This window comes from Arthrobacter sp. MPF02, from assembly GCF_046605375.1.
Classification (GTDB): domain Bacteria; phylum Actinomycetota; class Actinomycetes; order Actinomycetales; family Micrococcaceae; genus Arthrobacter.
Window position 1 is genome coordinate 2,414,918 of the sequence record NZ_CP176772.1, and the last position, 11,500, is coordinate 2,426,417.

Consider the following 11,500-nt stretch of genomic DNA (forward strand, 5'->3'; position numbering starts at 1 on the left):
ATGCGCAAACCCTTGGCTGGAAACCCCGATTGACCCTCTAACAAACTCTGTAAAGATCAGCGGCACAGAGCCGCTTTGTTACCGCCACCACCATAATCCGCCTATAACGGACCTGGATAAGTGACTGCGCACATGACCCATCAATTTCGATTGGCGGCTCCCCCGTATTTCTATAGCTAAGCGTTCAGGGTCTTCAATTCCAGGGCTGCCGCACGCTCTACTGGGCTCAGTTCATTCAGCAAGGTTCCCGGGCTTTCCTTACGTGCGGATTTGAAGAGACCTTGATACACACCCCGGGCTAAGCTTTGGAGCCACAATTTCTTGTCTTCCGCATGCGGACCCTGAAGTAAGGCAGCGCCAAAGTAGCCCAGAATCTCAAACGCCTTTCGTTGCAGGCTCATTTGAGGATCTGTCCGAACGAGCCACAACTTGTTGCGGAGGAAGTAGAACAGACGCCCGCCCATGTCGCGGGACCCGGATTTGCTGAGAGGATGCTTGATTCTACTTTCCCGCGCCATGACGGCCGGGGCCATACGGGACAAGCGGAGGGTGTACTCGGTGTCATCCACCCAAATGAAGAAGTCCCTTTGCGGGAGGTGGGTTTGACGGGCGATATCCAGGTTAACCAGGACTCCCACAAAAGTCGCCGCGTCGATGGCGATTGCACCCTTTTGGTTCGCGCTGACCTGTCGGCTGATGTCATTGCTGAATACGGGTGGGTTGCCAGCATTGATGGTGCTCCCACCAAGCGTGACCATGGAGGCCAAAAAGGAGTAAGGCTCGGAGGCAGTTTTCACGAGCTCCATCAGGGGCTCCAAAGCGTCAAGCTCCGGCTCGGCGTCGTCGTCCATCAACCAGGCATATTCGTGACCGTGGGCGATGGCCAACTCGATGCCCCAGGCAAAGCCACCTGCTCCGCCGATGTTTGCCCCTGTCTCGAACAATTTGACCTCAGGAAACAATTCCTTGACGACTTCAGGAGCCCCGTCGGTGGAAGAGTTGTCGATCACAATGATTTCGTCGAGTGGTCGGGTCTGACCTTCAAGGGCAACGAGACATTTTTCGAGGAGGTCTTTCCTGTTATATGAGACGACCACAGCGGCAACGGTCATTGGAAATCCTGTCGAAGGGTGCAGATGAACCCATCAACCATATCCCATCCGCACCAGTCAGCTCCGGAGTCAGGATCCGCGCTTCTTGGGCTTCTGCTGGCGCGCGTACTGCGCAGAAACTGAGTGCTGCCCTGGTGATGAAGGGTCGCTGAACGAGCGCGGACCGCGAAGGCTGCCGTGTCCGGTAACCATCGACCAGTCGTCTCGGATACGGGCGATGGGCAGCAAAGGGAGCTTCGTCAAGAATCCGGGTAAGCTCTTATGGACTTCACGTGTTCCTACGCGTGATTCACTGTGTCCGTAAGTGAAGAAGGGCTTCCGACTAGTGCCAGACAATGTCCGGGTCAGCGTCTGCATGGCCGCCTACAACGGCTCTGAATTCATCGAAGAACAAATCCAGTCCATACTGACAGAGCTCGGGCCGCACGACGAGCTGCTCATAGTTGACGACGAGTCAGCAGATGATACGGTCGCATTAGTTGAGGCTATAGGCGATCCTCGGATCACCCTTCACCGCAATAAGCAGAATCTTGGCTATGTCAGGACTTTCGAAAAAGCGATAACCCTGAGCAGAGGGAAGTACATATTCTTGTCCGACCAAGACGACATATGGATTCCTGGCCGCTTGGAAAAAATGCTCAGGGTTTTGGATAAGAATTCCGTCGTAGTGACAAACTGCAAGCATTTCGGTGGTAGATCGGGGCGCTTCCACGACATTCGGCTCCGCAGCACGGATTCCGGAAAACATCTACGGAATCTTCTGGGCATTGTTATTGGCTATCGACTGCATTGGGGCTGCGCCATGGCGTTCGCGGCTGATTTGAAGGACTTGGCCCTACCTTTTCCACCTCATATGTCAGAATCTCACGACCAGTGGTTAGCAATGTGCGGAAATTTTTCGAGGAGCATCGCCTATCTCGAGGATGACACGATACTCCACAGGCTGCACGATGAGAATCTCACGCCTAATAAAATGCGTGGGATCAGCAAAATTCTCCGGGCCCGCGCCATGTTCCTCGCCAACCTCGTTACGCTGGCCATTCGAACCAAGCGCCGTGCAGCGCGAGTAACCGTCAATAGTTGAGTTTTCTACTACGAGTCAAAGCCAGCACAAGTCGCGAAACGGATACCCATGCCTGCAGAAGAATTCGATCCTACCGTTGCGGCCGTCGTCACGAGCTTTAATCCTCCAGTTGAGCTAATATCGCACGTTCGGCTCTTAAAAGAACTTGTACCATACGTACTTGTCATTGATGACGGATCTAACCAAGATGCATTGCCCGTCCTTCGCAATCTGGAAGAAGATGGCATCACGGTAGTCCTTCAGCCACAGAATTCCGGTATTGCCGCAGCATTGAATGAGGGAATTAAGCATGCGCGGTCTCTCTGGCAACCCGACTGGATCCTGACTATGGACCAAGACTCGCTCCTGGGCCACAACTATGTAAAAAACGCACTCCAAAGCGTCCAGAACGCTACGGCTAAAGGGATGCGTGTCGGACTGCTTTCACCGGAATCGCACAACAAAAAGCGTGTGAAGGTCCTCAATGGGAGCGACGATATAGTCCAAGCCTTCGATCCAATGCAGTCGGGCTGTCTTATACCAGTCACTGTGCTGGACGAGGTCGGCCTTTTCGACGAAAGCCTGTTTATAGATTGCGTTGATACCGACTTCAACCTCCGGGTCAGAGCAGCAGGTTACTCAACCCCTGTCGGTATCGGCTGCGATATATCTCACTCGCTCGGCGAAACCCGGCCCATGAGAGTTATGGGCCGGCCTGTGCGAGTTGGCGGTCAGGATCTTCAGGTTATCCACCATTCGCCTGTTCGCGTTTACTACATAACTCGCAACGTTTGGCTCATGGTCGTGCGCTACTTTTCGACGGATCCAACCTGGATGTTGAGACGACTGTGGATGGAAGTAGAGAGCAACATCGTCCGCTTAGCATTTGGACCACAGCGCATCAAGTTTGTGCTGGCCTGGCTGACCGGTATCCGGGATGCGTTGACCGGCCGTTCAGGCCCTATTCAGCCACGGGATGAGGCGAAGTTGAGATAACAGGGTGCCCTGAGCACACCGCGGGCCCGAGTCTATCAATGCAGTACCGGCGCCAATGCCGCACCTGCTGCGAACGTCATCGCGGAGGGCAACGACACGTGCTTGCTTGTGACTGCAGACCCCAGGACTGCTAATTTCCTAAACCAGTACCTTCCGGGCGCCACAATTTCCAGAAGAGGCTCCAGCGTCTCCATATGGTGGGGGAATCTGTTCCTGAGCTCCAGCACCATGCAGCGTGACCAGCCAAACTTGATGTTCATTGTCACGCGCAACAGCGCGGCTAAGTTACCGGCGCCTTCGTATTTAAGGCCCATTCTTCGGAGATTGTCGATCGACTGGCTCAAATTGAATCTGCGGCCGGGCTCGCCCAACACGTTGCCACCGTGCTGTATGTAATCTTGGACTATTTTGTCGGCAATGTAGGCTCCATTGGCGATCGCTGCGCAAAGCCCAATCCAATGATCGTGGTTTTCCGACGGATTGCTCAAGCGTGGGAACGGCAAAACGCTGTCAAGCAGTTCCCTACGGAAAACGGAAAGACCACCGGTTATCTGATTATCGAGAAGAAGATGCGACGAAGGTACATTGCATCGCTTAGTCGACTCTGCCAGGACAGTACCTTTAGAGGTAACCACCCGCGCTTGACCGGAAGCCAAAGAATATTTGCTCAGGCAGGGAAGCAGGGTCTCCAGCTTGTCCGGGTACCAGTAGTCGTCTTGGTCCGATAAGGCAATCCACTCTGCATCTGCTGGTACATGCTCCAGCACCCGTTCAAAATTACCATAAAAGCCCAACCGCTCTTGGAACCCAATGACTTCGAACCTTGTATCACCCTTTAGCGTTTCATCGACAAACGCCCTGATCTCATCGTGGCCACCGTCAGCAGATATTAGACATGTGAAGTTATGGTGCGATTGATCACGGATCGACTGCAGTTGACGGCGGAACAGCTCCCAGTCGGGTTTGTATGCCGCCAAGGCTATGACCCCAAAGCCCTTCTGCGCAGGATCTTTCACGTCTAATTCCCTTCAACGCATTGCGTGTTAGCAAGCTAGTTTAGCTTGTTCCTGTCGCTGCCCTTGATAATACCATTCCGAAACAGCATGGCATCCCGGAGTCCGATGAGCATAGCCTGCAAAACTGGGCGTTTATTATTTGTAAATAAAATCCTCCTAGCATGATTGATCAACTCGTAGCAGGCCTTGCGCCCCACCCAGGTTGGATAAGCTAAGAAGTAACGAAAGAAAATAATGAGATTATTCCGGGTAATGTAATAAATACGAACCGGTGAATGATATGTAAAAAGCCTTTTTTTCCCCAAAAAAATAACTGTACTCTGCTGTCCCAGAGAGTGCGACATATTGCAACCAATGCCACAGAGGACGCCAAGACCGGCCTTCCGCACCCTCAAGGTGAACTCAGAGTCAACTGCATCGATGACAAGTCCCTCATCCAAGCCTCCAACCGACTCGAAGGTTGATCGAGGAATGAACATGCCCGATTGCCAAGGATCGAAGGGCTGCTCAAGTCCCAGCAAGGTTCCGTTGCGCAAGACCGGGATGTTGTTGTAGGTTGCAGCACTTACGAAGCCGACCGGAATCCCCAGCCCACGCGCCACCTTGGCCGTTGCCAGCGCGTTTTTGACGTAATCCGGGTCCGGCACTGAGTCTTGGTCCAAAGTCAAATAATAGTCAGGCTGGTCCAACTCTGCGCATCTAGCTACCCCGACATTGAGCGTCTTAGCTATCCCAGCGTTTTCGTGTGAATGGACCACTTCCGCACCAAGAGCCAGTAACTCATTAAAAAGTGGCATTGCTGAACTATGTGACTTGTCATCCACGACGACAACCAGATTGACCTGCTCGCTTACCGCTCTGAACACATCAATGATCTTTTTATCAGGGTTATATGCCGCGATAACTGCTGCGACTCGAACCTTTTCCCCTCCCTGCGCCATGCAAGTGTCCTCAATTCATGTTTCAGTTGTTCGTCTTGCAGAGCTCCAGGCCGGAAGCCGTAGAAATCCGAGTAGGCACCAAGAACGGATTGTGGGGTTGCGTGACGTCCTCGGAAGCAGCAGTAGCCGCACGATACTCAGGAGCAGCAGCCCCAGGCGGGTATCGCCGGCTTCCGAAGGCTGTAGCCTTTCGCTCACAAGCCGAGGAACGCCAAGTACTTTCCGGCCCAATGGGATCCCTCGCCACTCAATGGTAGTCGACCATGACATAAAGCACCCTACGCCAGTCGATGCGATACATCCCTGTGGCCTTAGGGTAGGGCCTTTCATGCGGGCACAAAAAATGTCTTTTGGACAAGTTTCCACCCGCACCTAGAGTACGAATAGCCCGTGTCGCGATTCGGCTGAAGCGATGCGAGGCTGTGTACCGGGACGGGGCGCTGGCCGGTTCAGTGGCTAGTTGTTAGGGGTGCCCTGAGGGAAGCAAAGCTCGCTGTTGTGTCGCAGCCCACTCAAAACGTCCGAAAGTCCCCTTAGTCCTGAACTAATATTGAAGACTTGGCCCTGTTCAAACTCGAGGAACGCGAGAACCCTTGTCAGCGAAACCGATCATGGCCTCTTTGGCGCGTCTTGCCAGTTTTGCCCTCACGGTCGGCCTGGGAACGATCGTTGGACTTATATCGATTCCAGTGATCACTGGTCTCGCGGGAGCACAACTTTGGACAGTTCAGGCGATGGCACAATCGGTGTCGATCCTGTTCGGCATCCTTGTTGCTTTCGGCTGGGGCACCACGGGCCCGGCGATGGTTGCCTCGACCGATGCTGCACTCCGCCCCCAACTTTTCCTCGATTCGCTCGTCAGTCGAGCTTACTTGTTCGTGGTCGCGGCGCCAGCGATGGCCGCCGTCATGATCGTTCTGCAACCTGACCATGTCCTTCTCGTGGTGATTGCCTCGATCGCATACCTGCTGCCATTCTTAGGCGGGAATTGGTACTTCATAGGAGAAGCCAAGCCCAGGAAGCTGTTTGTTTTTGATGCTCTCCCGCAGTTCAGTGGAACCTTAATCGGGCTGGCAGTCCTGGCTCTGACCCGCGATATAGTGTGGTTGGTAGCAACCCAATTACTCTTCAATATACTGGCACTTACCATCACTTGTTTGAGCATCATTCAGCCGTCAAGGGCTAGAATTGTGCCGAATTTCAGCGTACGCCAAGCCTTTAGTCGGTTAGGGCATCAGCGCCACGGGGTTGTGACTGCGGCAACCGGCAGCTTATATGTCAACTTACCCTTAGTAGCAATCAATCTGTTCCTGCCCGCTCAACTGGGGATCTATCTTATGGCGGACAGGCTCTTCCGGTACGCTGTTTTGGCGCTTTCCCCAGTTCTTCAATTCATCCAAGGATGGATTCCCGAAGGAGGCCGTGAAAACGTCAGACATAGATTGGTTCGAAGTGCGCAGGTTGCACCGATGTTTGGACTCTTGGGCGGAACCGCTATTTTTCTATTCGGTCCCATGGCCAGCGAAATCCTGTCTAACGGAACAGTTATCTTCCCCAACTTACTGAGCGCTGCGGTGGGAACGATGTTCTTCTCCGTGGCGGTTTCCCAGATTCTGGGGTTAGCCTGCCTTGTGTCCGTTGGACAAGGAAAGATTCTAGCCCAATCGACCGTTCTAGGCGCGGTCTGCGGCGCTCCCGCCATTATTGTCGCGGCCTTGTTCACCGACGTCACAGGAGTCGCCTGGGCCGTAGCGATTTCTGAAATCCTCGTTGCCGCATACCAAGGCAGGGCTCTACGTCGTCATTTCACGATGAGTTAGGCAGTTCTAAACTGCAACACACTTGGTCGCGACCGATATGTCTTGGAAACATAAGCCGCACGACGGTGTGTCCCGCGCGAAAATATCTTCTGCTGGCGCAAGCACTGGATTCATGGTCCTGTTTCACCAAGTGCTGCCAGAGTATCCATGCCGAACTGGAAGGTGACTTTCCAAGCTTCGAGCGCGACATGTGGCGCTCATAGCGACAAGACAGAGGGCTTTCTTCCCTGTTCGACGCAAAACTGCCGTTCAATCTCGGCGGCTGTAAGCACGCATACGCAACGGCTTCCTGACGTCAGTAGAGGGTGTGGTGATGCTGGTGTCGGACACATTTTGTCGGTGACGGTCGAAAAGTGAGCCATTGTGACGGTTGAAAACTGAGCCACCCGTTCCAAACGATTGGGTGGGTGATCACAGTGGAGGATTGGGCGCTTATTCGGCGGTTGCATCTGGCCGAGGGTGAATCGATGAGGTCGATAGCGGCGCGGTTGGGGATCTCCAGGAACACGGTCGCGAAGGCGGTTAGCTCCGACGGTCCGCCAGCATACGTCCGGGCGCCGCAGGACTCCGGGATCAAGGCTGTAGAACCGGCTATCCGTGCGTTGCTGATGGAGAACCCGCGGATGCCGGCGACGGTGTTGGCTGAACGGGTGGGCTGGTCGGGGTCCCCGGCTTGGTTCCGGGAGAACGTTGCCAGGATCCGGCCCGAGTATGCCCCGGCCGATCCCGCTGACCGGATTTCTTACGATCCCGGGGATCAGGCGCAGTGCGACCTGTGGTTCCCGGAGGTCCGGATACCCGTAGGTGCCGGCAAAGCCAGGGTGTTGCCGGTGCTGGTGATGGTGTCCTCGCATTCACGGTTCATCATGGCCCGGATGATCCCATCCCGGATGACCGGGGACCTGCTGGCCGGAATGTGGGAACTGCTCGGTGGGTTGGGTGCGGTTCCGCGGCGGCTGATCTGGGACAACGAAACCGGCATCGGTCGGCGGAACAGCTACGCCGCCGGAGTCGCGGCGTTCGCCGGGGTCCTGGCCACCAGGATCGTGCAGGTCAAACCCTACGACCCGGAGAGCAAGGGCGTGGTGGAGAGGGCCAACCAGTTCCTGGAGACCTCCTTCCTGCCGGGCCGGGTCTTCGCCTCTCCGGAGGACTTCAACACCCAGCTCGGGCAGTGGCTGCCGAAGGCCAATGCCCGGCTCGTCAGGCGAACCGGCGCCCGCCCCTCGGACCTGCTCGGTGCAGACAAAGCGGCCATGCTGGCGCTGCCACCGGTTCCACCCGTCACCGGCTTCACCGCGCGGGTCCGGCTCCCCAGGGACTACTACGTCCGGATGGGATCAAACGACTATTCCGTTCACCCGCAGGCCATCGGCCGGTTCGTCGACGTCACCGCCAGCCTCACCACCGTCACGATCAGCCTGGACGGCCGATGCGTCGGCACCCACACCCGGTCCTGGGGCGCCGGTCTGACCATCACTGACCCGGACCATGTTGAGGCGGCAAGGGCACTGCGGAAGGCCTTCCAAACCCCTCACCCGGTGGGCGAAACAACCGGGCTGCGGGACCTTGCGGACTACGACCGGGCGTTCGGGGTTGTCCTGGATGACGGGCAGGTCGCCTGATGCCGGCCGCTAAGGAAACCATCGGCCAGATCGATTACTACTCCCGGGCGATGAAAGCACCCCGGATCCGGGAAGCAGCAACCCGGCTCGCGGACCAGGCCCGTGAAGGAGGCTGGACCCACGAGGAATACCTCGCCGCGGTCCTGTCCCGGGAAGTCGCAGCCAGGGAAGCCTCCGGCGCCGAGATCAGGGCCCGCGCCGCCGGGTTCCCGGCCCGTAAATCACTCGAGGACTTCAACTTCGATCACCAGCCCGGCCTCAAACGCGACACCATCGCGCACCTGGCCACCGGCGCGTTCCTCACCGAAGCATCCAATATTGTCCTGCTCGGACCACCAGGCACCGGCAAAACCCACCTCGCCACCGGCCTCGGACTACGCGCCACCCAGCTCGGTCACCGGGTCCTGTTTGCCACCGCCATCGACGGGGTCGCCCGGCTCCAAGCCGCCCACCAGAACGGCAGACTGCCCCAAGAACTGGTCAGGCTGCGCCGCTACGGACTAATCATCGTGGACGAAGTCGGCTACATCCCCTTCGAGCAGGACGCCGCAAACCTCTTCTTCCAACTGGTCTCATCCCGCTACGAACACGCCTCGCTGATCCTGACCTCGAACCTGCCCTTCGCCCGCTGGGGCGATGTCTTCGGCGACCAAGTCGTTGCCTCGGCCATGATCGACCGCATCGTCCACCACGCCGAAGTCATCACCCTCAAAGGCTCCAGCTACCGCCTCAAACACACCCAAGTAGACTCGCTGCCCTCGACAAAACTGGAAAATACGGCAAAATAACCAGCGTCAAAGTGGCTCACTTTTCAGCCCGCGAAATGGCTCACTTTTCGACCATCGCTGGCACATTTGAACACCACCGGTGGCTACTCGACGGCCAGTGGCGTCATAGGTCTACAGTGTCAACGTTTCGGACAAGGATGAGCGGGCCTACACGCCGTTGCACCTAGCACCCTTCAAACTCGTAAAGCCTGTTTGCCCCAACCCTGGCGACCTCACGAAAACCGGGGGCCTTGTCGAGATGCTCAAGTCCAGGGTAATTCCTGTTGTTGGGGTTTCCAGGTAAGTAGATGAGTTCATCGGAGTTGATCGCGTACTTCACTTGAAGCCGATTGGCGGCCCCACACACCGCAGGGTTGGACAACGCATCCCGGAAAGAACTCGCGATAAGAGCTTTGTCCGCATCCATAAAAGGAATTACATGCGGGAAAAGGACCTGACGGCCCGAGACCAGATAGGCCCATGCGCTTCCGTCCCACGGATTTCCTGCAATAACCTTGTCCGCAGGCACCAAGTCTGGCAACTCCTCGTACAGGTACAGTTCATCCGGGGACATTATGGGCGATCCAGGACGAAGACTGTAGTTCTTGCTCGCTTCGATTGCAGCATCGCGGACTGACCCCGTGTGCGCCGCGAGCCCCGGGGTAACAGTGATCAGCAGCAATGAAGCTGCTGCTGCAGCCTGCGTTGGGACTTTCGGTATTGCCCCTATAACCCTCTTCAGGGAGTAGAACAGCGCAGCAGAGCCAAGGACTGCTACTGGCAATGCGATTAGGACCAGCCCTGCCGCGATCCGTTTGTAGTCGTCATACCAGCCACCAGTGATGAATGCTCTAAGCAGGGAAGGTTGCCACGCTGTGACTACCACAAACAGAAAGCCCCATGCCCCCGCGCACCATAACATCCACCGATAACCTCGGTGAGTGGTGGCGGCGAAGAGCCCTAATACAAAGAGGATGGCAGTAGCCCAAGCGGGTTTTCGTCCGGAATGAGTTGTGAGCAACACCTCACCGAGAGCCTGTGCACTGCTCTCATAGGGTGGCCAGGTGATGTTGAACGACGTGAAAGGAAATGGCCGCAAGATGAACCAAGCAGTTATGAAGACGCACATAACACCGATTGCGGCGAAAAGGGGGCCCCGACCTTGCCGGCTCAGCGGCTTGGATAGCCGTGTCAGCAAAGGACGCCGAGTGGCCCGGAAAATGAGGTACGGAATGGCAAGAACGAACAAGGTGAGCAAACTATTCGGATGGCTTAGCGTTACCCCCGCCGTTCCAATGCAAGCTACCCACACCAGCATTGGACCTGTACTAGACGCAGCGATACCGTTCCGGAACAGTAGTACAACGAGTCCAGAAACTGCTGGCAAGGCGGCAAGCCCCAAGTAGTTGGGGTAAATAACACCCCAATCGACCAGAAGGTATGGGTAAGCCGAAAAGGCACCGATCAGTACACCGAAGGCAAGATTTACGACTGCTGAACCGCCGAACAATGTCCGGCATAAGAACCACATGGAAAGCGGCCACACAAGGCATCCCACAGCGATGTTCAAGCATGCAACAGCTCCCGGAATGGAAGTTCCCGACGCCTGCACAACCAATGCAGCCAACCCGTGCCACGCGCCTGGATAAAACGATGGCGGCCCCCCGGAAGCAGCTCCGAGTGCGAGCGACGAAGCATTTCCTGAGTCGAGAACGTAACGAACTGCATTTAGATGGAAGACATTGTCCGCGGTTTGTGAAACGTAGGATGGTGCTCCAAAAATGCGCGCCAAACGATACGCAATAACGCCAGACCCTAAGACAAGGCCTGCGACAGTTGCTGCCGTCGCAGGGTAGCCGATACGAACTGCGGCCCTTGGGTATCCTTTCGCCCTGCCCGTCCCAACGCGCAACGCCCAGGTAAGCCCGCTGGCCGAAAGCGTCCCCAGGATGACAGGAACAGGCCCCCAGGAGAGACCTAAGTATGGCCCTACCACCGCTGAGACACTTACAACCCCAAGACTCAACACTGGAGCCAGTGACAACAGGCTTAATGCACGGAGTCCAGCAGCAAATCCGACAAAAAGCCCAGGGAGCACCAGCACAGTCGCAGCCGCCGTGAGAGGCAACCAGGCCGTCAGCCACACAGACAAATCAACGC

General features: G+C 56.3%; 9 protein-coding genes. 5 read left to right on the top strand and 4 right to left on the bottom strand.

The window, feature by feature from the left end; translation table 11 throughout:
* Positions 1-176: 176 nt before the first annotated feature.
* Positions 177-1,112, bottom strand: coding sequence for a glycosyltransferase family 2 protein (locus ACLH0K_RS11385; RefSeq protein ID WP_411373711.1), 936 nt, complete (start codon positions 1,110-1,112; stop codon positions 177-179).
* 325 nt (positions 1,113-1,437) lie between these two features.
* Here ACLH0K_RS11385 and ACLH0K_RS11390 point away from each other — a divergent pair, with 325 nt between their 5' ends.
* Together ACLH0K_RS11390 and ACLH0K_RS11395 are read left to right on the top strand one after the other, a co-directional pair.
* Positions 1,438-2,196 carry a glycosyltransferase gene (locus ACLH0K_RS11390; protein ID WP_411373712.1) on the top strand — a complete coding sequence of 253 codons (759 nt, stop codon included), beginning with the start codon at positions 1,438-1,440 and terminating at the stop codon, positions 2,194-2,196.
* 48 nt (positions 2,197-2,244) lie between these two features.
* Complete coding sequence (locus ACLH0K_RS11395) at positions 2,245-3,171, top strand: glycosyltransferase (RefSeq protein ID WP_411373713.1); 927 nt, start codon at positions 2,245-2,247, stop codon at positions 3,169-3,171.
* Positions 3,172-3,206: 35 nt separating this feature from the next.
* Here ACLH0K_RS11395 and ACLH0K_RS11400 read toward each other — a convergent pair whose 3' ends face one another.
* Positions 3,207-4,187, bottom strand: a complete 981-nt coding sequence (locus tag ACLH0K_RS11400; RefSeq protein WP_411373714.1) for a glycosyltransferase — start codon at positions 4,185-4,187, stop codon at positions 3,207-3,209.
* Positions 4,188-4,222: 35 nt separating this feature from the next.
* Entirely contained in the window at positions 4,223-5,128 is a 906-nt protein-coding gene (locus ACLH0K_RS11405) for a glycosyltransferase (RefSeq protein WP_411373715.1), read from the bottom strand.
* A 593-nt stretch (positions 5,129-5,721) separates the two neighbouring features.
* On the opposite strand from ACLH0K_RS11405, the gene ACLH0K_RS11410 reads away from it, so the two are divergent.
* From ACLH0K_RS11410 to istB, 3 genes are all read left to right on the top strand, one after another.
* Complete coding sequence (locus ACLH0K_RS11410) at positions 5,722-6,948, top strand: hypothetical protein (RefSeq protein ID WP_411373716.1); 1,227 nt, start codon at positions 5,722-5,724, stop codon at positions 6,946-6,948.
* Between the two features lie 407 nt (positions 6,949-7,355).
* Positions 7,356-8,573 (top strand): IS21 family transposase, encoded by a 1,218-nt coding sequence (gene istA, locus ACLH0K_RS11415; RefSeq protein WP_411373717.1) that lies wholly within the window; start codon positions 7,356-7,358, stop codon positions 8,571-8,573.
* Positions 8,573-9,361, top strand: coding sequence for an IS21-like element helper ATPase IstB (gene istB, locus ACLH0K_RS11420; protein WP_411373718.1), 789 nt, complete (start codon positions 8,573-8,575; stop codon positions 9,359-9,361). Before istA ends, istB begins: the two co-directional genes overlap by 1 nt.
* A gap of 163 nt (positions 9,362-9,524) precedes the next feature.
* Here the strand turns inward: istB and ACLH0K_RS11425 are convergent, their stop codons facing one another.
* Positions 9,525-11,486, bottom strand: a complete 1,962-nt coding sequence (locus ACLH0K_RS11425; RefSeq protein WP_411376469.1) for a DUF6541 family protein — start codon at positions 11,484-11,486, stop codon at positions 9,525-9,527.
* Between the last annotated feature and the right edge of the window lie 14 nt (positions 11,487-11,500).

Excerpts from the sequence above, each read along its gene's own strand:
- ACLH0K_RS11385 (WP_411373711.1), bottom strand. The coding sequence starts at position 1,112 with ATGACCGTTGCCGCTGTGGTCGTCTCATATAACAGGAAAGACCTCCTC.
- ACLH0K_RS11395 (WP_411373713.1), top strand. The coding sequence starts at position 2,245 with ATGCCTGCAGAAGAATTCGATCCTACCGTTGCGGCCGTCGTCACGAGC.
- ACLH0K_RS11405 (WP_411373715.1), bottom strand. The coding sequence starts at position 5,128 with ATGGCGCAGGGAGGGGAAAAGGTTCGAGTCGCAGCAGTTATCGCGGCA.
- istB (WP_411373718.1), top strand. The coding sequence starts at position 8,573 with ATGCCGGCCGCTAAGGAAACCATCGGCCAGATCGATTACTACTCCCGG.